The 24,160-nt window shown below is 63.6% G+C and carries 21 protein-coding genes; 10 read left to right on the top strand and 11 right to left on the bottom strand.

Features of this window, described 5'->3' with window-relative positions; genetic code table 11:
- The first annotated feature begins 19 nt into the window (after positions 1-19).
- The 7 genes from uvrC (at position 20) to CFR80_RS07690 (ending at position 7,339) form a co-directional block, all read left to right on the top strand.
- Entirely contained in the window at positions 20-1,906 is a 1,887-nt protein-coding gene (gene uvrC, locus CFR80_RS07720; protein ID WP_010514029.1) for an excinuclease ABC subunit UvrC, read from the top strand.
- A gap of 92 nt (positions 1,907-1,998) precedes the next feature.
- Entirely contained in the window at positions 1,999-2,598 is a 600-nt protein-coding gene (gene pgsA, locus CFR80_RS07715; RefSeq protein WP_110507204.1) for a CDP-diacylglycerol--glycerol-3-phosphate 3-phosphatidyltransferase, read from the top strand.
- A 92-nt stretch (positions 2,599-2,690) separates the two neighbouring features.
- Positions 2,691-3,188: a hypothetical protein gene (locus tag CFR80_RS07710; protein WP_232275652.1), complete on the top strand. Its 498-nt coding sequence runs from the start codon at positions 2,691-2,693 to the stop codon at positions 3,186-3,188.
- Positions 3,189-3,237: 49 nt separating this feature from the next.
- Entirely contained in the window at positions 3,238-3,492 is a 255-nt protein-coding gene (gene moaD, locus CFR80_RS07705; protein WP_010514026.1) for a molybdopterin converting factor subunit 1, read from the top strand.
- Between the two features lie 7 nt (positions 3,493-3,499).
- Positions 3,500-3,964, top strand: a complete 465-nt coding sequence (locus CFR80_RS07700; protein ID WP_010514025.1) for a molybdenum cofactor biosynthesis protein MoaE — start codon at positions 3,500-3,502, stop codon at positions 3,962-3,964.
- A 226-nt stretch (positions 3,965-4,190) separates the two neighbouring features.
- Positions 4,191-6,122, top strand: coding sequence for a ribonucleoside-diphosphate reductase subunit alpha (locus CFR80_RS07695; RefSeq protein ID WP_010514024.1), 1,932 nt, complete (start codon positions 4,191-4,193; stop codon positions 6,120-6,122).
- Positions 6,123-6,331: 209 nt separating this feature from the next.
- Positions 6,332-7,339, top strand: a complete 1,008-nt coding sequence (locus CFR80_RS07690; RefSeq protein WP_029329401.1) for a ribonucleotide-diphosphate reductase subunit beta — start codon at positions 6,332-6,334, stop codon at positions 7,337-7,339.
- Between the two features lie 87 nt (positions 7,340-7,426).
- Here the strand turns inward: CFR80_RS07690 and CFR80_RS07685 are convergent, their stop codons facing one another.
- A complete protein-coding gene (locus CFR80_RS07685; protein WP_050017550.1) occupies positions 7,427-8,179 on the bottom strand; it encodes a tRNA1(Val) (adenine(37)-N6)-methyltransferase in 753 nt (250 codons plus the stop codon).
- A 199-nt stretch (positions 8,180-8,378) separates the two neighbouring features.
- Between CFR80_RS07685 and CFR80_RS07680 the strand changes: the two genes are divergently transcribed.
- On the top strand, positions 8,379-9,383 hold the full coding sequence (locus CFR80_RS07680; protein ID WP_010514021.1) for a polyprenyl synthetase family protein: 1,005 nt from the start codon (positions 8,379-8,381) through the stop codon (positions 9,381-9,383).
- Positions 9,384-9,583: 200 nt separating this feature from the next.
- On the opposite strand, the gene murI is transcribed toward CFR80_RS07680, so the two are convergent.
- Positions 9,584-10,411 (bottom strand): glutamate racemase, encoded by an 828-nt coding sequence (gene murI, locus CFR80_RS07675; RefSeq protein ID WP_010514020.1) that lies wholly within the window; start codon positions 10,409-10,411, stop codon positions 9,584-9,586.
- Positions 10,412-10,426: 15 nt separating this feature from the next.
- On the bottom strand, positions 10,427-11,188 hold the full coding sequence (locus CFR80_RS07670) for an orotate phosphoribosyltransferase (RefSeq protein WP_010514019.1): 762 nt from the start codon (positions 11,186-11,188) through the stop codon (positions 10,427-10,429).
- 226 nt (positions 11,189-11,414) lie between these two features.
- On the opposite strand from CFR80_RS07670, the gene CFR80_RS07665 reads away from it, so the two are divergent.
- Positions 11,415-11,669: a hypothetical protein gene (locus tag CFR80_RS07665; protein ID WP_010508037.1), complete on the top strand. Its 255-nt coding sequence runs from the start codon at positions 11,415-11,417 to the stop codon at positions 11,667-11,669.
- 160 nt (positions 11,670-11,829) lie between these two features.
- Here the strand turns inward: CFR80_RS07665 and gltA are convergent, their stop codons facing one another.
- The 4 genes from gltA to CFR80_RS07645 form a co-directional block, all read right to left on the bottom strand.
- Positions 11,830-13,128 (bottom strand): citrate synthase, encoded by a 1,299-nt coding sequence (gltA, locus tag CFR80_RS07660; RefSeq protein ID WP_010514018.1) that lies wholly within the window; start codon positions 13,126-13,128, stop codon positions 11,830-11,832.
- A 219-nt stretch (positions 13,129-13,347) separates the two neighbouring features.
- Entirely contained in the window at positions 13,348-13,899 is a 552-nt protein-coding gene (locus CFR80_RS07655; protein ID WP_110507203.1) for a SixA phosphatase family protein, read from the bottom strand.
- Positions 13,900-13,905: 6 nt separating this feature from the next.
- Complete coding sequence (locus CFR80_RS07650; protein WP_010514016.1) at positions 13,906-14,223, bottom strand: chorismate mutase; 318 nt, start codon at positions 14,221-14,223, stop codon at positions 13,906-13,908.
- Positions 14,224-14,273: 50 nt separating this feature from the next.
- Positions 14,274-15,044, bottom strand: coding sequence for a metallophosphoesterase (locus CFR80_RS07645; protein WP_010514015.1), 771 nt, complete (start codon positions 15,042-15,044; stop codon positions 14,274-14,276).
- A 549-nt stretch (positions 15,045-15,593) separates the two neighbouring features.
- Between CFR80_RS07645 and CFR80_RS07640 the strand changes: the two genes are divergently transcribed.
- Positions 15,594-17,111 carry an acetyl-CoA hydrolase/transferase family protein gene (locus CFR80_RS07640; RefSeq protein ID WP_110507202.1) on the top strand — a complete coding sequence of 506 codons (1,518 nt, stop codon included), beginning with the start codon at positions 15,594-15,596 and terminating at the stop codon, positions 17,109-17,111.
- 260 nt (positions 17,112-17,371) lie between these two features.
- Here the strand turns inward: CFR80_RS07640 and CFR80_RS07635 are convergent, their stop codons facing one another.
- The 4 genes from CFR80_RS07635 to ybeY form a co-directional block, all read right to left on the bottom strand.
- Positions 17,372-21,922: an AAA family ATPase gene (locus CFR80_RS07635; protein WP_110507201.1), complete on the bottom strand. Its 4,551-nt coding sequence runs from the start codon at positions 21,920-21,922 to the stop codon at positions 17,372-17,374.
- Positions 21,923-21,938: 16 nt separating this feature from the next.
- Positions 21,939-22,562, bottom strand: a complete 624-nt coding sequence (locus tag CFR80_RS07630; protein WP_010514011.1) for a thioredoxin domain-containing protein — start codon at positions 22,560-22,562, stop codon at positions 21,939-21,941.
- Between the two features lie 141 nt (positions 22,563-22,703).
- Positions 22,704-23,618 carry a hemolysin family protein gene (locus tag CFR80_RS07625; protein ID WP_010514010.1) on the bottom strand — a complete coding sequence of 305 codons (915 nt, stop codon included), beginning with the start codon at positions 23,616-23,618 and terminating at the stop codon, positions 22,704-22,706.
- Positions 23,615-24,127, bottom strand: a complete 513-nt coding sequence (ybeY, locus tag CFR80_RS07620; RefSeq protein WP_010514009.1) for an rRNA maturation RNase YbeY — start codon at positions 24,125-24,127, stop codon at positions 23,615-23,617. Before ybeY ends, CFR80_RS07625 begins: the two co-directional genes overlap by 4 nt.
- Positions 24,128-24,160: the final 33 nt, after the last annotated feature.

The raw sequence follows: 24,160 nt of genomic DNA, 5'->3' as shown, positions 1-24,160 counted from the left end.
GGATGAACGGCTGCCATCCATGACAACCGCCATTTCGACCGCCCCCGTCCGTCCCGTGGGGGTGGAGGCGATTCACCATGCCCTGCAGACCATGCCGCAGTCCCCGGGCGTGTACCGCATGCTGGGGCCAAAGGGTGACGTGCTGTATGTCGGCAAGGCGCTGAATCTGAAGAAGCGCGTCACCTCCTACACCCATGTCGGCCGCCTGACCGAGCGCCTGCGCCGGATGGTGTCCGAAACTCGCAGCATGGAAATCGTCACGACCCATACCGAGGCCGAGGCCCTGCTGCTGGAGTCCAACTACATCAAGCGCATGCAGCCCAGGTACAACATCCTGCTGCGTGACGATAAAAGTTATCCATGGATCATGCTGACGGACAAGCATGATTTTCCCCAGATCAGCAAACATCGCGGCAAGCCGGTAAAGGGGGCGTCGTACTGGGGGCCGTTTGCATCCGCATGGTCAGTCAACCAGACGCTCAACCTGCTGCAGCGCACGTTCCTGCTGCGGTCATGTTCCGACAGCGAGATGCAGGGCCGCACGCGCCCGTGCCTGCTGCACCAGATCCACCGCTGTTCCGCCCCGTGTACCGACCGCATAAGCCGCGAGGACTATGCCGACCTGGCCCGTCAGGCACGTGACTTCCTGGCGGGCCGGAACCCCCACATGCGCGAGGAACTGGGGCGGGAGATGGAAGAAGCGGCCGAGGCGCTGGAGTTCGAACGCGCGGCCGCCATTCGTGACCGCATACGCGGCCTGTCGGCGCTGCAGCAGGATTCCAGCGTCATCAATCCCTCCACCGTGACGGATGCGGACATCATCGCGATCTGGCAGATCGCAGGGCAGTCGTGCATTCAGGTGTTCTTCATCCGTGCCGGACGCAACAACGGCAACCGCGCGTTTTTCCCCAGCCATGCGCGCGACGAGAACGCGCCCGACGTGCTGGCCGCCTTCATTGGCCAGTTTTATGACGACAAGCCACCGCCGGTCCATGTGCTGGTCAACCAGGACCTGCCGGAACTCGATGTCCTGACATCCGCCCTGACGCTGCGCCGGGGCCGCAAGGTGGAGATCACGCATCCGCAGCGCGGGGAAAAGCGCGCGGTGATCGAACATGCCGAACTCAACGCGCGCGAGGCGCTGGAGCGGAAGCTGGCGGAAAGCGCCGGTCAGGCGCGGCTGCTGCAGGGGGTGGCCGACCTGTTCGGGCTGGATGCGCCGCCGCGCCGGATCGAAACCTATGACAACAGCCATATCCAGGGGGCGAACGCCTATGGCGTGATGGTGGTTGGCGGGCCGGAGGGGTTTGACAAGCGTGCTTACCGCAAATTCTCCATCAAGGGACCGGTCACGCCGGGCGATGACTTCGCGATGATGCGTGAGGTGCTTGAACGTCGCTTCCGCCGTGCGCTGAAGGACCGGGAGGAAGGCGTGCGGCCAGAGGACTGGCCCGACATCCTTCTGATCGATGGCGGCGCGGGACAGTACACGGCGGTGCGTGGCGTGCTGGATGAACTGGGGGTGACCGGGGTGACGCTGGTCGCCATCGCCAAGGGGCCGGACAGGGATGCAGGGCGCGAATGGTTCCATACCGAGGGCCGTCCCCCATTCCAGCTGCCGCCGCGCGACCCGGTGCTGTATTACCTGCAGCGCCTGCGTGATGAAGCGCACCGCTTCGCCATCACCACCCATCGCGCCGGGCGGTCCAAAACGCTGGTGCGTTCGGAACTGGACGATATTCCCGGCGTTGGGCCTGCACGCAAGCGCGCGCTGCTCAACCATTTCGGATCGGCGCGCAGCGTGCGGCAGGCCGGCCTGGGGGAACTGGAAAATGCACCGGGCATCAATCGCGACATGGCACGCGCCATATACGGATATTTCCATCCCGGCTGGACAGGGGAGTGATCGGCTGTCATGCAGATGTGAGCATATGACCTGCCTGACAGGCGTTATCAGTATTTCGGTTTTTCCCCATCTTTCGTTATAGCAGTACCAGCATGCTTACCGACCTGCCCAATCTCCTGACCCTGTCCCGCATTGTCGTGGTCCCCATTGTTGCCGGGCTTGTCGTCATCCATACGCCGCAGACCGACTGCGCGGCGTGCGTGCTGTTCGTACTGGCGGGCATCACCGATTACCTTGATGGCAAGCTGGCGCGGGCATGGAACCAGAATTCCGACCTGGGCCGCATGCTCGACCCCATTGCGGACAAGCTGCTGGTGGGCGCGTCGCTCATGGTGCTGGCGGGGCTGGGGCGGCTGCCTTATGGCTGCCTGTATCCGGCCATCATCATCCTTTCGCGTGAAATCCTGGTCAGCGGGCTGCGGGAATACCTTGCGGCGACGCGGGTGGGCCTGCCGGTAACGCGGCTGGCGAAATGGAAAACCGGATTCCAGATGACCGCCATCGGCTTCCTGCTGGCGGGGGACAGTACGGCGGGGCTGCTGCATATAGGCTGGTTGCCGGTTGACGTGATGGGCGCGGTCATGATGTGGATCGCCGCCGTGCTGACCCTGATTACCGGGTGGGATTACCTGTCCACCGGTCTGCGCCATGTCAACCGTGGCACGACAGGGGCCACGAAATTATCTTCCTGACCTACATGAAAAATTAACGCGCGACGTGGTTGCTCTCTCCTGTGCGGGCCGTCTGGTCCGTCCGGTGCCAGACAGGTCAGGGGGAGAACGCGGTGCGCAACGCAATGGTGCTGTCATTGCTGGTGGGGCTGACGGGGTGTGGGGGTTTTGGCCATATCCTGTCCGGGAATACGGAACTGCCCGGCAGCCTGCCCAATACCCCGCATGCGGAGGTCGAGAACATGCGCCGCGTGGCGGGGCAGGCGCCACAGGTGCTGCCCATCATGCCGCAGGAACGCAATATCTGGCCGGTCGTGCGCTCGGGCCAGTCGGTACTGGTTGCGATCGGGGCGGATGGCGTCAGCGCTGGTGCACGTTCGCAACTTGTGGAACGCGAGGTCGACCTGCCCGCCGGGGGCGAGATGCGGATCGGCAACGATGCGGACCCCGATGGCGTCCCGGCCGGCGGGGGGCACGTTTCCGCATTGTCTTCGGGCCCTTCGGCAACGCATAAGGGCGTATCGGATTCGGCCATTGTCGTCCCGAACGGCGATGGCACCACCACCGTGGTCGCGTCTGACGGCACGGTTCAGGAACAGCAGGCCCCATGACGCGGACAGGCCGCACGGGGACGCTGTGGCACAGGGAGATGAAACCGGAATGCTGCGCATTCTCTATTTCGCATGGCTGCGCGACCAGCTGGGCTGCCCCGGGGAGACGCTGCCCCTGCCGCAGGGCGTGCGGTCCGTGCAGGACCTGATCGACCGGCTGCGCGCGCGTGGCGGAGCGTATGGGGAAATATTCGCCAGGCCCGAACTGATCCGTGTCGCGGTGAACCACAGTTTCGCCACGATTGACGCCCCTGTTGCCGCCAATGACGAAATTGCCTTCTTCCCACCAGTCACGGGGGGCTGACGCCATCATGTCCTGCGTTACGGTCCGTGTTCAGGCCGAAGCATTCGATGTCACCCATGAAACCGCGCTGCTGCTGCGCGGGCGTGAAGACGTGGGGGGCGTGGGCGCGTTTACCGGCATTGTCCGCGGGGGCGGCGGTCTGGTGGCGCTGGAGCTGGAACATTACCCCGGCATGACCGAATCCATGATGCGGCAGATTGCCGAATCGGCCTGCACGCGATTCGGCCTGACCGGCTGCACCGTCATCCACCGCGTGGGCCGGCTGGAGGTCGGGATGCCCATCGTGCTGGTGCTGTGTGCGGCGGCACACCGCAAGGCGGCGCTGGACGGGACGGAGTTCATGATGGACTGGCTCAAGACCAGCGCACCCTTCTGGAAACGCGAAGAATTCTCAAACGGGCGCAGTGAATGGGTCCAGCCCCGCGCGCAGGATGATGCGGCGACGGCACGGTGGGGCACGCTGGGGACATGATGGGGAGGGGGGCAGAAAATTTAAAAAATATTCTGCCCCTTTCATGTCTTGACGCAAGCTTGTCCGCTGATTCGGAAGATCAGTCCACAATTTGTCCCCACACATTATGTAGTGCAATGCGGTACCGTTTACTCCATATATAGGGGGCAAAATCATAAAACCTCACCGCACGGCACAGGATCGAAAGGCCCTGTGCATTGGCGTGAGCCAATGACGGAGAATGTAAATGGTCCTGGATGACGTATCTGGAGGCATGCCCGATCGTTCGGCCAGTGTGGACGGGACCATCCAGGGAAAGGACAGTACGACGATGTCTGAAATGTCTGACATGCTGGATAACGTGGTCCAGTTGCCTGGCCACCATCCCGTGCGCGTGGACCATTCCCGTGATGCGCTGCTGACGGCCTTTGGTAAGGCAACCCTGGACAACCGTTATCTGCTGCCCGGTGAAAGCTATCAGGACCTGTTTGGACGGGTTGCGTCCTATTACGGGGCGAATCCCGCCCATGCGCAGCGGCTGTATGACTATATCTCGCGTCACTGGTTCATGCCGGCGACGCCGGTACTGTCCAATGGTGGCACCACGCGCGGCCTGCCGATTTCGTGCTTCCTGAATGAAGCCAATGACAGCCTGCGCGGCATTGTGGACCTGTGGAACGAAAACGTCTGGCTGGCGTCCAAGGGCGGGGGCATCGGTTCCTACTGGGGCAACCTGCGTTCGATTGGTGAAAATGTCGGCCGCAATGGCAAGACATCGGGCGTCATTCCCTTCATCCGCGTTATGGACAGCCTGACGCTGGCGATCAGTCAGGGGTCGCTGCGTCGCGGGTCGGCTGCAGTGTACCTGCCGGTCTGGCATCCCGAAATCGAGGAATTCATCGAACTGCGCCGCCCTACGGGTGGCGATCCCAACCGCAAGGCGCTGAACCTGCACCACGGCGTGCTGGTTCCCGATGCGTTCATGCGCGCGGTGGCCGATGATGATGAATGGGCGCTGCTGTCGCCCAAGGACAATACGGTCATCCGCAAGATCTCGGCCCGTTCGCTGTGGATCCGGATCCTGACCGCACGGATGGAACAGGGTGAGCCGTACATCATCTTTTCCGATCATGTGAACAACGCCCGGCCCGAACACCACAAGCTGGCGGGGCTGGAGGTCAAGACATCCAACCTGTGCGCGGAAATCACGCTGCCTACGGGCATGGACCAGCACGGGTGCGAACGCACGGCAGTGTGCTGCCTGTCATCGCTCAACCTTGAGACGTGGGATGAGTGGAAGGACAATCCGCAGTTTATCGAGGACGTGATGCTGTTCCTTGACAACGTGCTGCAGGATTTTATCGACCGCGCGCCGGACGATATGGAACGCGCCCGCTACGCCGCCATGCGCGAACGCTCGGTCGGGCTGGGGGTCATGGGGTTCCATTCGTTCCTGCAGGCCCGGGACGTGCCGTTTGAAAGCGTGGTGGCCAAAAGCTGGAACCGCCGGATTTTCAAGCATATCCGCGCGCAGGCCGATGCCGCGTCGCGCAAGTTGGCGGAAGAACGCGGGCCATGTCCCGACGCCGCCGATTATGGCGTGATGGAACGTTTTTCCAACAAGATGGCGATCGCCCCCACCGCGTCGATTTCCATCATCGCAGGCAATGCCAGCCCGGGGATCGAACCGATCGCGGCCAACGTGTTCCTGCAGAAAACGCTGTCGGGATCGTTCACGGTGCGCAACCGCCACCTTGATCGCCTGCTGACGCAGAAGGGCCAGAACACGAACGAGGTCTGGTCCTCCATCACCCTGAACAAGGGCAGCGTGCAGCACCTCGACTTCCTGACCCAGCAGGAAAAGGATGTGTTCAAGACCGCGTTCGAACTGGACCAGCGCTGGGTGATCGAACATGCCGCTGACCGCGCACCCTTCATCTGTCAGGCGCAGTCGATCAACATCTTCCTGCCTGCGAACGTGCACAAGCGTGACCTGCACCAGATCCACTACATGGCGTGGAAGCGGGGGGTGAAATCGCTGTATTACTGCCGTTCGCTGTCCATCCAGCGCGCCGACGCCGTCAGTGACGGACAGGAAAAGCGCGACATGACGAAAAAGGAAGGCGAGACGCCACCGGCCACGACCACGGATTACGAGGAGTGCCTCGCCTGCCAGTAAGGCTGAAGTTTATGTATTGATCTGAATTCATTTATATAAATTTCTGGTTTTCAGTATATTGAATGACGTGAACAGGCTGTCCGCATGTATGGGGCAGCCTGTTTTTGAATCATTATTGTGTCTGGACACTGGCTTGACATGCTGTCTATCGTTTTGGGCGTCGGGATTCTGCCCGGCGCCCCGCAAAAATGCACAGGACAGGCATGGCCATGACCGATACAGCCCCCGGCGCGGATGACAGGACGCAGCACGCCCCCAGCCTGCTGACTGCCAGTCCCGTCTACAAGCCGTTCCGTTATCCCTGGGCCTATGATGCGTGGCTGACGCAGCAGCGTGTCCACTGGCTGCCTGAAGAGGTGCCTCTGGCTGATGATGTGAAGGACTGGCACCGCACGCTGACGGACGGCGAACGGCATCTGGTGACCCAGATCTTCCGCTTCTTTACCCAGTCGGATGTGGAAGTGAACAACTGCTACATGAAGCACTACAGCCAGGTGTTCAGGCCGACTGAAGTGCTGATGATGCTCTCAGCGTTTTCAAATATCGAGACGATCCACATTGCCGCCTACAGTCATCTGCTTGACACCATCGGCATGCCTGAGACCGAGTATTCCGCGTTCCTTAAATATAAGGAAATGAAGGATAAATATGACTACATGCAGCAGTTTACCGTCAGCGACACCTACCAGATCGCCCGGACGTTGGCTGCCTTTGGCGCGTTTACCGAAGGGCTGCAGCTTTTTGCGTCCTTCGCCATCCTGCTGAACTTCCCCCGCCATAACAAGCTCAAGGGCATGGGGCAGATCGTGTCATGGTCGGTGCGTGATGAATCGCTGCATTGTGATTCGATGGCCCGCCTGTTCCGCGTGTTCATTCAGGAAAACCCGGAAATCTGGACCGATACCCTGCGTGACGACATCCGCCAGATCTGTCGGGATATTGTCGAGCATGAGGACGCATTCATCGACCTTGCGTTTGAGATGGGCGCGGTCGAGGGGCTGGATGCGGCGCAGGTCCGGCAGTACATCCGCTTTGTCGCCAATCGCAGGCTGGGCCAGCTTGGGCTGGATGGCCTTTATGACATTGCCGCCAATCCCCTGCCATGGGTGGATGAAATGGTGAACGCGGTCGAACATACGAATTTCTTTGAAAATCGCGCGACGGAATACAGTCGCGCTGCGACCACCGGATCGTGGGACGAAGCATTCGCGGACTGAAAAACAAAGGTTTCGGGTGCTGCCTTTTTCAAAAAAGGCGGCGCTTCCCGAATCGTTGTGGCGTGCAGGACATTCCGCAACGCAGCCTTACTGCAGGGCTGCGCCATCTTCCAGCACCGCACGGGCGGCGGGGGTGAATTCACCATTTCCTTCATGCAGGACCAGGCCGGGCAGCATTTCGCTGCCGGCGCGGGAATTCACGCGACCCTGCACCAGTACGATCCGCGCGGCATGCCCCTGACGCGGCCAGAAGGGAAATATCCGGATACGGCCAAGCCGCGCACGTTCCATTGCCGCGATGCCTGCGGACAGCAGGCTGGCGGGCAGGGCGAGTGTCAGGGTGCCGTGGTGGCGCAATTGGTCCGACAGCGTACCCACCCATGCTGCCAGCGTGCCTGCGGGCAGGCGACGGGCAAGGTCACGCTGCATGTGTGGGGAAGGTGACGAGTCATGCCCATGCCATGGTGGGTTGGCGAAGGCATGGTCGATGCGCCGGATGCCCGGACCCGACAGGAGCGGGTCATCGGGCAGGGCCGGAATGGCAGCCACCCGCACGCGCAGGTCGTGGCGCCCGTTCAGCGCCAGGTTGTGCCGGGCCAGACTGGCGGTGGCGGGATCCTGTTCCAGCCCGACTCCCGCAAGGCGGGGTACCCGATTCGTCAGGCACAGCAGTCCCGCGCCCGCGCCGCATCCGCCTTCCAGCACGACCTCTCCGGCACGTGCTGGCACGAAAGCAGCCATCAGAACCGGTTCCAATCCAGTCCTGTTTCCGGTCAGAAACTGGCGATAGACCACCTTTCCCCCCAGCAAAGTGCCCGTCGTGACCGGGGCGTCGCCCATGGGGGGCAGGGACTGCGCACCATCAGTCCCATGCGGTGTGTGTGCGTGGTCTGGCTTGACCGTTATTCCAGCGCCGCCCATATACTCATATCTATGTTCATACATTCGGAACCGGGAGAGTAACCTTTTGGCCCTAGCAGTTAGTCTGCCGGAATCCGACGAAACGGCAAGTCAGAAAGACGAAGGGGCTCGCCGCCCGATGGCAGATGGATCAGAAGTCGCCCTGCGTGACCTGGCGGAATATCTTGCAGACGACATGGCCGCGTGCAATCGCGCCATTGTCGAGCGGATGGACAGCCCGGTTGCGCTTATTCCCCAGTTGGCAGCCCATCTGGTCGCTGCGGGTGGCAAGCGGTTACGGCCGCTGCTGACGCTGGCGTCAGCACGGTTGTGTGGCTACCGGCCCGACGCCACGCACCAGCGGCACGTGGCGCTGGCGGCGTGCGTGGAATTCATTCATACCGCGACCCTGCTGCATGATGACGTGGTGGATGAAAGTTCGCTGCGTCGCGGCATGGCCAGTGCGAATGCGGTGTTCGGCAACAAGGCATCGGTGCTGGTGGGCGACTTCCTGTTTGCCCGTTCCTTCCAGCTCATGACGGATGATGGCTCGCTCAAGGTCATGAATATCCTCTCATCCGCTTCCGCCACGATTGCGGAAGGGGAAGTGCTGCAGATGTCCACCCAGAATGATCTTTCCACGCAGATTGATCAGTATCTGGAAGTCATTCATGGCAAAACTGCGGCGCTGTTCGCTGCCGCCTGCCGTGTTGGCGCGGTCGTGGCCAACCGGGAAGGGGCGGAGGAGCACGCCCTGGAGTCCTATGGCACCAATCTGGGCATGGCGTTCCAGCTGGTGGACGATGCGCTGGATTACGCAGCCGATCAGGCCCATCTGGGCAAGACGGTGGGCGATGATTTCCGTGAAGGCAAGATTACCCTGCCGGTGCTGGCGGCCTATGCCGCCGGGTCGGAAGAAGACCGCGCCTTCTGGCATCGCGTGATCGAGGAAAGTGAACAGCGTCCCGAAGACCTCGATCATGCGCTCAGGCTGATCGAGCAGACCGGGGCCATCCGCATTACCCTTGACCGGGCGACGGAATACGCCACGGCCGCACGTGAGGCGCTGGCCATCTTCCCACCCAGCCGCCTGCGCCAGCTTCTGCAGGATACGGCCAGCTATACCGTCAACCGCCTGCGTTAAGCAGACGTTTCAGGCTGACCGGCTGACAGGGACAGACAGTTTCCGGATGCCGCCTTTCTTCGGGAGGGCGGCATTTTTTATGGGATCATCTGAAGAGCCAGCCAGCAGGTTATTGAAAAGTTTCTGATGACGCGTTTCCCGGAAAGATTCGGGAAACGTCGTTTTTTTGAAACAAGGTGACCCTCTCAGCGCCAGCCCTTTCAGGGCCGGACAGTCAGGTCTTCTCCGAACGGGCAGGGTGCATCCGCTGCGTAACCCATGCTGCGCAGGCCGGGCTGCAGGGCAGGGAGGTCGGGTGGCATTGCGGTAAAAAAGACCTGTTCCGGTTCCGGAGACGGGGCGGATTGGGCTGCGCCGCACCGGGCCAGGACACGGGCGGTCTGGCGCGCGACGGCCGGGGCAGGGTCCAGCCACATGATATGCGCAGGCCCGATGTCACGCATGGCATCCAGCAGGAAGGTGTAGTGCGTGCAGCCCAGGCCGACCACGTCAATCCGGTCCCCGCCCGGCTGGCGGAACAGGCCATCAAGTTCCGTCTCCAGTTGTCGCCGGTCCGGTGGCGTGCCGCGGAAGGCGGCCTCCGCCATGTCGGCCAGCCCCCGCGCGCCATAGGCCAGCAGGGTGCAGTCGGGCGCGAAGCGCATGCTCAGGTCATGCAGGTAGGGACGCCGCACCGTGGCGCGCGTGGCCAGCAGGCCGATCGTGCCGGTGCGGGTATGGTCCGCCGCCCATTTTATGGGGGGCACGCAGCCCACGAACGGAACGTCATAGGTGGCCCGCAGGTTGTCCAGTGCCAGCGTGCTGGCAGTATTGCAGGCAACCACCACCACATCGGGGTGCAGGCGGGCGATGGCCTGTCCCAGCAGGCGGACGATTCGCTGCCGCAGCGGGCCATCAGCCTGTTCGCCATAGGGAAAGACAGCCGTATCCGCCAGATAATCGACCGTGATCCCTGGCAGGAGGTCGCGGATGCGGGCGACAATCCCCAACCCCCCGATACCGGAATCAAAAGCGAGGATACGCGCCATCGACCCGTCCGCGGTTCAGGCCCCGGCGTCCCGTCTGGCCTTCAGTTCCAGGGCTTCTTCCGCGCTGCCCACGCCGCCATGCTTGGCCGACCATGCACAGGGATCTTCGAGGAACCGGCGGACTTCGGCTGCATCCTGTTCCGAGAAGTAGGGCTTGCCCGCGCAGGCTTCCAGCACATCCCACCACGTGCACAGCGCATGCAGGCTGATGTCCATGTCCGCCAGCGTGCGGTATGCGCCAGGGAACACGCCATAGAAGAAGACCACGAACGTGTGGTCCACAATGGCGCCCGCCTTGCGCAGGGCATTGGCGAACTGCACCTTGGACGACCCGTCGGTCGTCAGGTCTTCCACCAGCAGGGTACGCATGCCTTCGGGCACATCGCCTTCGATCTGGGCATTGCGGCCAAATCCCTTGGGCTTTTTGCGCACATAGGCCATGGGCGCCATCATGCGGTCGGCAATCCATGCGGCGAAGGGAATGCCCGCCGTCTCGCCCCCCACCACGGCGTCAATGCTTTCGTATCCCACATGGCGGCCGATCTTTTCCACCGCCAGTTCCATGATCTTCTGCCGTGCGCGGGGGAAGAAGATGATACGGCGGCAGTCGATATAGACCGGGGATTTCCAGCCGGATGTCAGGGTATATGGGTCATCGGGGCGGAAGTTGACGGCCTTGATTTCCAGCAGCAGGCGCGCCGTCATAAGTGCGGCGTCGCGATCCCATGCGGTTGTGCCTGTTGAAAGTCCAGCCCCGTTCCCCGTGGCGTCGTGCATACCCTGTCTCCGGCCAAATGATATGTGGTGTCGTCAATGACAGCACAGACGATTAACCGCAACAGATGCGAAAATCCATCTATGTGCGGGGGGTGTGGGCGGAATTGCCAAAAAAAGCCATGTCGGAAACATAACGTGACCCGATCAGCGGAGTGTGAGGCCATGCGTACCTTGCCCCATGGGGGTATTCGATCTAATATCTCAATACTGATAATCATTCTCACCAATGGGTCATCGCATCGTGTCTGTTGAAAACAGTCGCATCTCTCGCAAGTGCGAGCGTGCCGTAATCACCGCCTATCAGGAACTGCGTGGCGTAGGGACCAGCGATGTGTCGGCTTTTCACGCCTGCACCACCCTGTACCGTATCCACCATCCCGAATCTTCATTGAACGAGGCACGGCGCCTGGTGTCGGAATGGATCGACCACCACGTGATCCAGAAACGCCCCGGTCCCACCAATGGCTGTGAATGTGACTGATCCGTTCGGATTGGGAAGGCTCATATGAAAAAAGGCAGGCCAGTATATGGCCTGCCTTTTTTATGTACCGGGCATGATGCTGCAGGATGCCCTGCCACGCTCCGGTCCGTTCTTCATTCCCTGCCGGACGGATGTGATATCCGTCCGGCAGGGGCTTCAGTCAGCCCCGCTTGTCAAACGGCACGAAGTCGCGTTCGGGCGATCCGGTGTACAGCTGGCGGGGGCGGCCGATCCGCTGGCCCGGCTCCTCGATCATTTCCTTCCACTGGCTGATCCAGCCGGTGGTGCGGGCCACCGCGAACAGCACGGTGAACATGCTGGTGGGGATGCCCATGGCCTTGAGGATGATGCCGGAATAGAAATCGACATTCGGATACAGGCTGCGCTTGACGAAATATTCGTCGTGGATGGCAATCTTTTCCAGTTCGATCGCAAGGTCCAGCAGCGGATCGTCCTTGATCCCCAGTTCGCCCAGCACTTCATGACAGGTGGCCTGCATGATCTTCGCACGCGGGTCGAAGTTCTTGTACACCCGGTGGCCAAAGCCCATCAGGCGCACGCCGCTGTTCTTGTCCTTCACCTTGGCGATGAATTCGGGAATGTTGTCCTTGTGCCCGATTTCGGCCAGCATTTTCAGCACGGCCTCGTTGGCGCCGCCATGGGCAGGCCCCCACAGTGCTGCGATACCGGCGGAAATGCACGCGAACGGGTTCGCCCCGGTGGAACCGGCCAGACGCACGGTGGACGTGGATGCATTCTGTTCATGGTCCGCATGCAGGATCAGGATACGGTCCATGGCGCGCGCCAGAACCGGGTTGATCTTGTACGGTTCGCTGGGAACGGCGAACATCATGGACAGGAAGTTTTCCGCATACGACAGGTCGTTGCGCGGATAGATGAAGGTTTCGCCCTGCGTATATTTGTAGGCCCACGCCGCAATGGTCGGGATCTTGGCGATGATGCGCATGGCCGACTGGTAACGGGTGGCCGCGTTCGAGACATCCAGCCCTTCATGATAGAAGGAGGACAGCGCGCCGACCGTGCCACACAGGATGGCCATGGGGTGGGCGTCACGACGGAAACCGTTGAAGAAATTGCGGATCTGTTCGTGCAGCAGGGTATGGTGCTTGATGGAATTCACAAACCCGTCATACTGCGCCTTATCCGGCAGTTCCCCGTTCAGCAGCAGGTAGGCCACTTCCATGAAGGTTGCCTGTTCGGCCAGTTGCGCGATGGGGTAGCCGCGATGCAGCAGGATACCCTTTTCACCGTCAATGAACGTGATCTTGCTGGAGCATGAAGCCGTTTCGCCATAACCGGGGTCATAGGTGAATACCCCTGCCTGCGCCGGCAGCTTGCGGATGTCGATGACATCCGGCCCCAGCGTGCCTGACAGCACCGGCAGGGCAACATCCTTGCCGTTCAGCGAGATTGTGGCGCTTTTTCCGGACTCGCTCATCTACAACACTCCTCTTGGGTGCCGGTCCCGCGCACATCGGGGCAGGGCGGCACATGTCTCCAACCTCCGGGCATCCTGTCGTTCGTGCGACAGTTGGTATGTCTGCCCAAATTTATATACCCGTGCGCCGCAGGTGCGGCGGTCAGCGGGCCTTGGCACTGACGATAGGAACGAAAGCCCCGTCGTGGCAATCCGTCCCCCCTGCCTGCGGCAATGACATTATTGGCAAGACAGGTCCTGCAGGCGGATATCCCCGTCTTCTGCCTGATTCCAGGCTTTCGTGGCGGTAAAGCAGGCCATTGCGGCCGGTGGGAAGCCCTGTTGCAGCGCATTTTCCGCGTCGGGCGGACAATGGCGCGCAGCCCAGTGCGCAACCAGTGCCTGCAGGCCGGGATTGTGGGCTAATATCATGATATTGTTTGCTTTATCCGGCACCTCATACAGCAGGTCACGAATGGTTTGTGGGGCTGCGTCATACAGCGCGTTCACATATCGGATATCGGGTTGCCGATCGCCATAAAATGATCCGATTGCCTCCAGCGTCTGGCACGTGCGCACCGCCGGACTGACCATGATCAGGTCCGGCACGAAATGCCGAGCCCGCAGCACAGCGCCCTGACGGGCTGCGCCCTGGCGGCCATGTGGCGTCAGGGGGCGGTTCAGGTCCGCCTGTATGCCCATTTCACCAAATGGGGCAGGGGCGGCCTGCGCGTGGCGCATCAGCACCATCTGCCGGGCGACTTGCGGGCTGCCCGCGGGCATGTCGGTCATGGGGGATTACCGCCCTTCGCTGGCGGCAATGGCTTCGTGGTGGCGGATGACCTCACGGATGATGAAGGCCAGGAATTTCTCGGCAAAATCTGGGTCCAGCTGGGCTGACTGGGCCAGCTGGCGCAGGCGCGCGACCTGGCGGGCTTCCCGCGCGGGGTCGGCGGGGGGCATGTGGTTGGTTGCCTTCAGCTTTCCCACCGCCTGCGTATGGCGGAAACGCTCGGCCAGCATATAGATCAGGGCCGCATCGATATTGTCGATGCTGCGGCGCAGTTCCTCCAGCTTGGACTGCGCGGCATCCTGCGTGGCCTGGGTGGTGTTCATGGGGGAAGGCTCTCCTGAAGGTATGGGAATTCTTGTCGTCCGCCGGGTTCTTACACGATGGGCGGCAGGTCGATCCATGCCAGATGGCCACCCTTGCCCGCGCCGGTATCGGTAAAGATGGCCCGCCCGCCCATTCTGCCCTGCCGGACCCATGGCCGCCCGTCGGTGGACCGGCGGTCATGCCCGCAATAGACCGTATAGCCCGCCGGGATATGATCGACCCAGTTCAGCCGACGTTCAGGATAGCCGTCCTTCTGCATCCGGCCCGTTGTCTCGCCAAACAGCGCGCGCGACAGCAGCGGCGTCACGGTGCCCAGCCCCGGTGGCGGCAGTTCGCCCAGCATGCGCACGTGAAACCCGCCATGCACGAATATCGATTGTCCCAGCACGATCCACGCGGGCGCATGCGACAGGTCCGCCAGCGCACGCTGGAACACGTCGCTATTTTCTTCCGCCGTGAACTGGGTCAGCGTTTCCATCAATGGCGGGTCGCGGCGCATCTTGCGGCCCTGCAGCGCACGGGCCAGCTTGCGGTCATGATTGCCCAGGATGAACAGCCCGCGCCGTTCATCAATCAGCTGCTGCATCAGGCGGAACGCCCCCGCGCTGTCGGGACCGTAATCCACCAGGTCTCCCAGCTGTATGACGAACCGATCGGTCGCCGCGGCGTGGCGGAAGGCATACAGGTCGCCATGCACGTCCCCCACCACGCGCAGGGGGCGTCCGGCCAGCAGGTCCTTCAGCGGGTGCGTCGGCAGGGTGGGGAATGGGGGTGGCGGCTCCCTCGCCGGGGCGGGCGGGGGCGTGCCTTCCCGTGCCATGACAGGCCTGTGAGAGGGAAATCGGCGTCTCAAACGAAAATCCTCTCCTGCTTTTATGGCGGTGCCGGGTACCGGTGCCCCCTGATTGTGTCCTGTTGCCTATTATTCACAAGATTGGCCGCCTTGCACTAGGGGACTGGCCAGGAATGTATCTTTAATGACACAAAACGGTTGCATACGGGTAACGACAATTCTGCCGTGCAGTGGGACATATTGCTAAAAATACATACCAAAAATACACCCCGCGCATACCCGCTTCGTGATGGAGCAAACGTGAAACCAGTCACCGGAGTCAGGGCGCCGTGTCACACTCTTTTGTTGTGACGTCGCCTGCCGGAGGGAGAACAGATGATGGCGTCATGCTGAAGTGAAACGCAACGCCTGCGCATGTGGTGCAAAGGGAATACCCACACCGCATGTGGCGGCTAGGCATATCGGACCGGTGCAAGGCAGTATGGGGGCAACGCAGGCCCCGCCCGACCGTGGCTGAGGCATACGACATATCCGGCGCAGGCTGGACATAACGATAAAAGTTTTGAGGGAAAGTTCATGATCGACCACACCCGAATCCGGAATGCGGCGCTCCGGGCCAAGATCACTACCGCCGAGCAGGCGGCCTCCCTTGTCCGTCCGGGCAGCACGGTTGGCACCAGCGGCTTTACCGGCGCGGGTTATCCCAAGGCCGTGCCGCAGGCGCTTGCCGCCCTGATGGAGCGTGAACACGCCAAGGGCAATGAGTACCGCATCCGCCTGCTGACCGGGGCATCAACCGGGCCGGAACTGGATGGCGCGCTGGCCAAGGTCAACGGCATCTCCTTCCGTATGCCGTACAATTCCGATCCCGGCCTTCGCGCGCGCATCAACAAGGGCGAGACGGAATACCTCGACATGCATCTCAGCCATGTGGCCCCCATGGCATGGGCGGGCTTCTTTGGTGAGATCGACACCGCCATCATCGAAGCCACCGCCATCCGTGAAGATGGCAGCATCGTGCCGTCTTCTTCCGTCGGGAATTCCAAGACATGGCTCGACACTGCCAAACAGGTGATCATCGAGGTCAACAGCTGGCAGGACGCGGCGCTGGAGGGGATGCACGACATCTGGTACGGCGCGGCCCTGCCGCCGCACCGCCAGCCGATCCCGCTGCTGCGCCCCGATGACCGGATTGGCGGCACGTCGCTGAAGGTGGACCCCGACAAGATCGTGGCGATTGTCGAAACCAACGCGCCTGACCGCAACGCCCCGTTCTCGCCGCCTGACGAGACCGCGCGCGGCATCGCGGGCCACCTTATGGAATTCTTCCGCCACGAAGTGAAAATGGGCCGTCTGCCGCCGTCGCTCCTGCCACTGCAGTCCGGCGTGGGCAACGTGGCCAATGCCGTCATGGGCGGGCTGGAGGAGGGGCCGTTCAATGACCTGACCGCCTATACGGAGGTTATTCAGGACGGCATGCTGGGCATGCTGGAAACGGGCAAGATGCGGGTTGCGTCGGCTACCGCGTTCTCCCTCAGCCCGGAAGCTGCGGAATCGCTCAATGCCCGCATGCGGGAATTCCAGAAGAAGATCATCCTGCGCCCGCAGGATGTCAGCAACCATCCCGGCCTGATCCGTCGCCTTGGCTGTATCGCCATGAATGGCCTGATCGAATCGGATATCTATGGCAACGTGAATTCGACCCAGATCATGGGTTCGAAAATCCAGAACGGCATCGGCGGGTCGGGTGACTTTGCCCGCAACGCCTATATTTCCGTGTTCATGACGCCGTCCACCGCCAAGGGTGGCAAGATTTCGGCCATCGTGCCCATGGCGTCCCATGTTGACCACATCACGCAGGATTCGCAGGTGCTGGTGACCGAGCAGGGCCTGGCCGACCTGCGTGGCCTGTCGCCCAAGCAGCGCGCGGAAGTCATCATCGCCAACTGCGCGCACCCCGACTACCGCCCGATGCTGCAGGATTATTTCAAGCGCGCCCGCGCGGGTTCGTTCGGCCAGCAGTCGCCGCACCTGCTGAACGAAGCCCTGTCGTGGCACCAGCGTTTCATCGATACCGGCAGCATGATGCCGTAAGTGCAAATCCCTGTTTCCACATGGAAACGGGATGCCTGCGGGAAGGGGGAGCGGACGGCGCAGGCACGTCGTCCCTCTCTCGTTCATACACGCCGTACTGTAAAACAGGCCTGTGGGAGAATGGTTCCCACAGGCCTGTTTTTATTACGGACCGGATGCCGGTTTGAAATTCAGAAGTTGTTGGTGAAGCTTTTTTCAAAAAGCTTCGAAAGCGTGCCGCCGTTTTTCCAGAAAGGTGGCACCCAAAAACGTTCATTCAGTTACAGAAGCGGCGTAGCTGGCGGGGTATCCACCATTTCGGTGGCGCGTTCCAGATCGACCGACAGCACGCGGCTGACCCCGCGTTCCTGCATCGTCACGCCATACAGCCGGTCCATATGCGCCATGGTCAGCTGATGGTGGGTCACGACCAGGAAACGCGTGCCCGCTTCGGCCACCATGTCGCCCAGCAGGGCGCAGAAACGTCCCACATTGGCGTCATCCAGTGGTGCATCGACCTCGTCCAGCACGCAGATGGGGGCGGGATTACAGCGGAAAACCGCAAAAATCAGCGACAGTGCCGTCAGCGCCTGCTCCCCACCCGAAAGCAGGGACAGCGTCGCCAGTTTCTTGCCCGGTGGCTGGGCATAGATTTCCAGCCCGGCCTGCAGCGGATCATCATTGCCCACCATGCCCAGATGCGCGCGCCCACCATTGAACATGCGCGAAAACAGGGACTGGAAATGCTGGTCGATCTGGGAAAACACGGCCATCAGCCGTTCGCGCCCTTCACGGTTCAGTTGCCCGATCATGCCACGCAGGCGGGCAATGGCCGATTGCAGTTCATCACGTTCATGCAGGATGGTGTCGATCCTGCCGGACGCGTCCTGCGCCTCAAGTTCGGCACGCAGGTTGACGGGGCCAAGATCATCGCGCTGGCGCGTCAGGCGGGCCACCTTGCGGCGCAGGCCGGTTTCGGCATTCACGCTCAGATCCGTGGGGATCACGCCGGCAGGTGGCTGCGATTCCGCCTGTAGCTGCGCCAGAAGCACCTGCGCCTGTTCGCGCCTGCCTTCGGCACGGACCAGTTCCTCACGCGCGGCGGTCAGGACTTCCTCCGCCGTGCGACGGCCTGCCTGCAGTTCAGACTGGCGGTCCTGTGCCTGCTGCAATGCGGTCGCCGCCACGTCGTGGCTGGCCGCATACTGTTCCAGTTCGGTTGCAATGGCATCGCGCCGTGCACGCACGGCCACGGGTTCCGGGGCCAGACGTTCGTATTCAGCCTGCGCATTGCCCAGCCGAGCCCGTGCGGCCTCCGCTTCCAGTGTCGCCGCTTCGACACGGGCGGTCCACTGCGCCATTTCCTGCGCTGATGCTTCGAAACGCTGGTGCAGGCTGGCGTCTTCCGCCTGCAGGCGCGCCAGCGTGTCGCGGCGTTCATGGTCCTGCGTGCGCAGGGCGTCATCCTGCGTGCGCAGTTCGGCCAGCGCGTGTTCCAGCCCGGCAATATCAGGCAGCGCCGCCAGTCGCGCCCGTGCGGTGCCCACCGCCTCATCACCCTGCTGCACGGCAAGGGACAGGTCGGCCATCCGTGCACGGCGGGCGTCCAGCCGGGTGCCGGTTTCGCGCATTTTCTGTTCCATGGCCGCGCGGGTGGCGCGTGCATGGTCCAGTTGCGCGGTCGTGGTGTCCACCGCGTCGCGGGCCTGCCGCAGGGCCCGTTCCGCGTCGGTGGCGGCGGTCGCGGCCTGCTGTGCGGCCCCTTCGGCAATGTCGGGGGCGGGCAGGGCGGCAAGGTGTTCGCGACGGGTGGCCAGTTCGGCCGCCAGCGCATCGCGGTCGGTTTCCAGCCGCGCCAGTTCGGGCTGCATGGCCTGCAGGCGGGTTTCGGCCTCGCTGTGGCTGGACATGGTGGCCTGCAGGGCCTGACGGGCCTGTTCCACCCGGGCTTCGGCCTGCTGCCGGGCGGTGCGCAGCCCGCTTTCATGCGCCTGTGCCTGCGTGGCCTTCGTGCTGGCGGCCTGCTGCGCCTGTTCCAGCTGTGCAAGGTCCGGCAGGCTGGCTTCCTGTGCCAGGGCGCGGGCGCAGGCAGCTTCGGCTTCCTTCAGCGCGGCGGTTGCCGTGTCCTGCTGCACGGCCAGCGTGTCGATCTGGGCTGCGACTGTCGCGTGCCGCCGTGACAGGTCGGCTTCCTGCGTGCGGCAGGTTTCCAGCGTGTTCTCGGCATCTGCGCGGGACGTGCGGGCGCTCTCCAGTGCCTGCGCCGCCTGCTGCCGGGCCTGGCCTGCGGCGGTGGCGGCCTGTTCCAGCGCCGGGATTTCGGTGCGTGCCTGTTCCAGTTCGGCGCGCAGCGTGCGCAGGCGGCCAAGCTGCTTCAGCCGCAGTGCCGCACGTCCGGGCAGGTTGGGGGCCTGTGCATAGCCATCCCACCGCCACAGCGCGCCATCGCGCGTGACGAGGCACTGCCCCGGCGCAAGATCTGCCTGCAGTCCGGCCCCATCCATGCCATCGGGCAGCAGCCCGGCGGCACCCAGTGCGCGTGACAGGGCGGGCGGCGCGTCCAGCAGGGCAGAGAGCGGCTGGATGCCTGCCGCGGGGAAAGGAGCGGGCGCGGTCGCGGGCAGGTCGTGCCATTCACGCGGGGCCTTGCCCTTCAGTGTCGCATTCAGCCCGTCCGACAGCACGACGGCCAGCGCCGTTTCCAGCCCGGTCGGCACATGCAGGCTTTCCGCCAGCGTTACCCCGGCTGCCGGCGCGTGGTCCGTATCGCTATCGCTCTGCAATGCACGGGCAAGGCCGTCAGATTCCGCTTCAAGGCCCGACAGGGTGGCACGTGCCTGCGACAGGCGGCTGGCGCAGGCTTCGTCGTCGCGCGTGGCGGCAACGGCGGCGGCCTCGGTCGTGGCCATGTGCTGGCGTGCGGTTTCCAGCGCGGCTTCGGCGGCTTTGCGCCGGGTGACAAGGGCCTGCAGGTCTGCATCCGGCACTGCCTGCGCGCGCAGGCGCTCCATGCTGGTGGCCAGCGTGTCCACTTCACCCTGCGCGCGCTGTCGCGCCGCGCGTGCCGTGCGCAGGGCTTCTTCCGCGCCCTGCCGGGTGGATCGGGCGTCCTTCAGCCGGGCATTGGCCTGTATGTCCGCCTGTGTGGCCTGCGCGCGGGCTTCTTCCGCGCCCCCCAGTTCCGCGCGAATGGTGGCGAGCGCGCGCTCCGCATCCTCCACCACCTCTGTCAGGCGCTGGCGCTCGGTTTCGGGTACAAGGCTGGCGCGGGCCTTTTCCACATGCGTGCGCACGCTGGCGATGTTGCGTTCCAGCGCGTCCAACCGGTCGCGCACCGCATTGGCGTCATGGGTTGCCTGTTCATGCACGCGACGGCTTTCGGTGGCGGCATTGCGGGCAAGGCCAGCCTGCAGCACGGCTTCCGAATGGGCATGGATTGCGGCTTCACGCGTGGCCAGCGCCCCGGTCGCGTCCTGTTCGGCCCGGGCTATCTGCGCGTCATGTTCAGCAATCGCGGCCTCGGTCGGCATGGCGGCTTCAAGGTCCGCGATTTCGGCAGCCAGTTCCGTCTGCTGGGCCACAAGGCGTTCATGCGCCGCAGTCGCGGCGTCCAGCACGCCGCGCGCCTGCGTGGTCTGGAGCTGGGCTTCGCGCAGGGTGGTGGTCGCCTGTTCCACGCGCGCGGCCATATCCGTCAGGGCCTGCGCCAGTTCCGCGCGTTCCGCCTGCGCCGTGTCACACAATGCGGGCAGGGCGGACAGGCGCTCTTCCACCTGCGTGCGTTCCGCCGCCAGCCGGTCGCGCATGACGGTGGCATCATCGCGCCGGGCAAGGGCGGCTGCATGCACGGTTTCGCATTCCGCAAGCCGCGTGCGGGCGGTTTCCAGCGCGGATTCGGCGCGGGCCAGTTCCTCGGCAATGGTTTCGGCGCGGACCTTGAAACGTTCAAGTTCGGTGCGGCGTGTGTCCAGTTCCTCACGCAGCGCGGGCAGCGTCCGGGTGACTTCGTAATCCGCGATCACCGCACCTTCGGTCACTTCCTCGGCGGCCTTCAGGTCGCGGCGTGCGGCATGCAGTGCGGTTTCGCTGTCGGCCACGGCCTTGTGCGCGCGGGCATGCAGCAGGGCCAGCAGGGCGGTTTCCGATTCCCGCAGCCCCTGCGACAGTTCCCGGTAACGGCCCGCCTGTTCGGACTGTTCCTGCAGGTCGCCCAGCCGGGCCTCAAGCTGGATGCGCAGGTCTTCGGCGCGGGCAAGGTTGGCTTCGGTCGCGCGCAGCTTCAGTTCGGCTTCGTGCCGGCGGCCATGCAGGCCGGTAATGCCTGCGGCTTCTTCCAAAATGGTGCGACGTTCCTCAGGGCGTGCGTTGACCAGCGCGGAGACGCGGCCCTGGCTGACCATGGCCGATGACCGGGCACCCGACGCCAGATCGGCAAACAACGTCTGCACGTCGCGCCCGCGCGTGGTGCGGCCGTTGATGCGGTAGCCGCTGCCTGCGCCCCGTTCGGCCCGCCTGCAGACCTGCAGTTCGTCCTGCCCCTGAAAGGGCGGGGGGGCGACGTCGGCCGCGCCATCCAGCGTCAGGGTGACCTCGGCCATGTTCCGTGCCGCGCGCGCAGTGGTCCCGGCGAAGATCAGGTCATCCATCTCCCCGCCACGTAGTGAGCGGGCATTGGTTTCCCCCATGACCCAGCGCAGGGCCTCGACCACGTTGGACTTGCCACAGCCGTTCGGCCCGACAATGCCCGTAAGTCCCGGCAGGATATCGACGGAAACCGGGTCGGCGAAGCTTTTGAACCCTGCGATGCGCAGCCGGACGAAACGGGCGGTCATAACGGAATGGCCCCGGTCACTGTGCCGCCGCTTCGACCTTCTTGGCGAACTCCTCGTACGTCAGTTCCTGCGCCACCTGTTCCCTGTCGTTGAAGCGGAAGGTGGGTGTGCCGTCGATCTTGTACTGCGCCTGCGCGCGGTCTTCCTCGTCCATGATGGCGTGGCGCAGCTTGTCGTCATGAACGGTCTGCTGGAACGTATCGGCGGACATGCCGGCCAGTGCGGCCATTTTCTGGATCTGTTCCTCGGGGTTCACGTCCTTGCCGAATGCCCAGCGGTCCTGGCTGGACAGCAGGGCCAGCACGAAGGGTTCATACCGTTCGGGCGGCAGGGCGCGCGCCACCATGGATGCGGTCAGCGCCACCTGGTCCAGCGGGAAATCACGGAAAATGTAATACACGCGTCCCGTATCGACCAGCTTCGTGCGGATTTCGGGAAACACTTCTGCGGCGAAGCGCGCGCAGTGCGTGCACGTCAGGGAGAACCATTCCTCCACATGCACCTTGGCCGACGGGTTGCCCACCGCACGGATGGACAGGCGCGGGTCGGCGGCCTGCGCCACGGCCCTGCCGGACAGCAGGCCACCGCTGGTGATCAGCGCGGGGGCAAGGGCAAGCAGGGTGCGGCGTTTGATGGGCATCACGGGTCACTCTCCGGTGTGGGACTGGGTGGGGGATAAATCCCCGGCGCGGCGAGTGTAAAGAGGCGACGGGCGCACGTAAATCCATTCCACGCGGCAAGGGCACGCCCGCGGGTACGGGCGCGGGCGTGCCGGGCTGTGTCAGGTGGCCGGCGGCGCCTCGGGCGGGGGCAGGCGCACACGCACGCGGCGGATATGGCGGGCATCCGCATCAAGGATGCGGAAAACCATGCCGCTTTCGTGGGTGACGACCTCGCCGCGCGTCGGCACATGACCGGCCAGACGGAAGACAAGGCCGCCCACCGTCTCGATCTCGGCCTCGCGTTCCTCGCGCGTCAGGATCGGGCCGACCTTTTCCTCGAACGCGGCGACGGGGGTGCGGGCGTCCACATCCAGCGTGCCATCCGGCCTGTCACGCATCATGTTGACCGTCGGTTCGTCATGTTCGTCCGATATGTCGCCCACGATCGTCTCGATCAGGTCCTCGATGGTGACCAGACCGTCGATGCCGCCATATTCATCAATCACCAGCGCAAGGTGGACGTGGCGCTGGCGCATCTGTAGCAGCAGGTCCAGCACCGGCAGCTGCGGGGCCACCATAAGCGGCTGGCGCAGCAGCGGTTCCATGCGGAAGGCTTCGGACGTGCCGACATAGGCGATCAGGTCCTTCACATGGATCATGCCCACGATGTCATCAAGCTGCTCACGATAGACCGGCATGCGGGAATGGTTTTCCCGGCGCATCATGGCCAGTGCCTCGTCCAGGCTGATATCGACGGGCATGGCCACGATATCGGCGCGCGGGATCATCACGTCATCGGCCGTGATCCCGCGCAGGCGCAGGACATTGGCCAGCAGGGCGCGTTCCTGCCGGTCCAGTTCGGATGACCGGGGATCGGCCTCGTCCCCCGCCGCGTCATCGGCTTCCTTGACCAGCGCGGCAATGGAATGGCGCAGTCCCTGTTCGCCGCGTTTGCGGCTGAACAGCGACAGGAATCCCTTGCCGCGCGATCCGGACGGAGGTTCCCCGCCCGGCTCGCTGCCATTGCGGCTCATGATCGCATCCCCCGTGCGGTGGCCATGCGGCCCTGTTTCCACGGATTGGCAATGCCAAGGGTGGAGAGGGTGCTGGCCTCAAGCATCTCCATCTCCCGCGCTTCGCCGGGGTGATGATGGTCATACCCGGCCAGATGCAGGACGCCGTGAATGACAAGGTGTGCCAGATGGGCCGCAACCGTGCGGCCGGCCGCACGGGCTTCGTGCACCACCGTTTCGAACGCGATGATGATGTCACCACCCCACAGGCCGCCACCCGCATGGGCGGGGGCATATTCGAATGTCAGGACATTGGTGGGTTTGTTGCGCCCGCGATGGCGCCAGTTCATCTGCGCCACCGTGCGGTCATCGGCCAGTACGACCGTGACCGGCCCGTGGCGGCCCGTGGCCCGCAATGCTGCATCCACCGCGCGCGCCACCAGCCGTGCCGGATGCCGGACGGCACGGTTCCACCGCCGGTCCGCCACGGTTATGTCGGGGCCGTCCAGTCCGGCCGGAAGGACGGGCATGTCAGCCCGTCCCGCTGCATCCGCGACCCCGCC

Source organism: Komagataeibacter oboediens, from assembly GCF_003207815.1.
Classification (GTDB): Bacteria; Pseudomonadota; Alphaproteobacteria; order Acetobacterales; family Acetobacteraceae; genus Komagataeibacter; species Komagataeibacter oboediens.
This window is presented reverse-complemented; position numbering and strand designations above follow the sequence as displayed.

Coding starts and splice junctions, on each gene's coding strand:
- uvrC (WP_010514029.1), top strand. CDS start 20: ATGACAACCGCCATTTCGACCGCCCCCGTCCGTCCCGTGGGGGTGGAG.
- pgsA (WP_110507204.1), top strand. CDS start 1,999: ATGCTTACCGACCTGCCCAATCTCCTGACCCTGTCCCGCATTGTCGTG.
- moaD (WP_010514026.1), top strand. CDS start 3,238: ATGCTGCGCATTCTCTATTTCGCATGGCTGCGCGACCAGCTGGGCTGC.
- CFR80_RS07700 (WP_010514025.1), top strand. CDS start 3,500: ATGTCCTGCGTTACGGTCCGTGTTCAGGCCGAAGCATTCGATGTCACC.
- CFR80_RS07695 (WP_010514024.1), top strand. CDS start 4,191: ATGGTCCTGGATGACGTATCTGGAGGCATGCCCGATCGTTCGGCCAGT.
- CFR80_RS07690 (WP_029329401.1), top strand. CDS start 6,332: ATGACCGATACAGCCCCCGGCGCGGATGACAGGACGCAGCACGCCCCC.
- CFR80_RS07685 (WP_050017550.1), bottom strand. CDS start 8,179: ATGGGCGACGCCCCGGTCACGACGGGCACTTTGCTGGGGGGAAAGGTG.
- CFR80_RS07680 (WP_010514021.1), top strand. CDS start 8,379: ATGGCAGATGGATCAGAAGTCGCCCTGCGTGACCTGGCGGAATATCTT.
- murI (WP_010514020.1), bottom strand. CDS start 10,411: ATGGCGCGTATCCTCGCTTTTGATTCCGGTATCGGGGGGTTGGGGATT.
- CFR80_RS07670 (WP_010514019.1), bottom strand. CDS start 11,188: ATGCACGACGCCACGGGGAACGGGGCTGGACTTTCAACAGGCACAACC.
- CFR80_RS07665 (WP_010508037.1), top strand. CDS start 11,415: ATGGGTCATCGCATCGTGTCTGTTGAAAACAGTCGCATCTCTCGCAAG.
- gltA (WP_010514018.1), bottom strand. CDS start 13,128: ATGAGCGAGTCCGGAAAAAGCGCCACAATCTCGCTGAACGGCAAGGAT.
- CFR80_RS07655 (WP_110507203.1), bottom strand. CDS start 13,899: ATGACCGACATGCCCGCGGGCAGCCCGCAAGTCGCCCGGCAGATGGTG.
- CFR80_RS07650 (WP_010514016.1), bottom strand. CDS start 14,223: ATGAACACCACCCAGGCCACGCAGGATGCCGCGCAGTCCAAGCTGGAG.
- CFR80_RS07645 (WP_010514015.1), bottom strand. CDS start 15,044: ATGGCACGGGAAGGCACGCCCCCGCCCGCCCCGGCGAGGGAGCCGCCA.
- CFR80_RS07640 (WP_110507202.1), top strand. CDS start 15,594: ATGATCGACCACACCCGAATCCGGAATGCGGCGCTCCGGGCCAAGATC.
- CFR80_RS07635 (WP_110507201.1), bottom strand. CDS start 21,922: ATGACCGCCCGTTTCGTCCGGCTGCGCATCGCAGGGTTCAAAAGCTTC.
- CFR80_RS07630 (WP_010514011.1), bottom strand. CDS start 22,562: ATGCCCATCAAACGCCGCACCCTGCTTGCCCTTGCCCCCGCGCTGATC.
- CFR80_RS07625 (WP_010514010.1), bottom strand. CDS start 23,618: ATGAGCCGCAATGGCAGCGAGCCGGGCGGGGAACCTCCGTCCGGATCG.
- ybeY (WP_010514009.1), bottom strand. CDS start 24,127: ATGCCCGTCCTTCCGGCCGGACTGGACGGCCCCGACATAACCGTGGCG.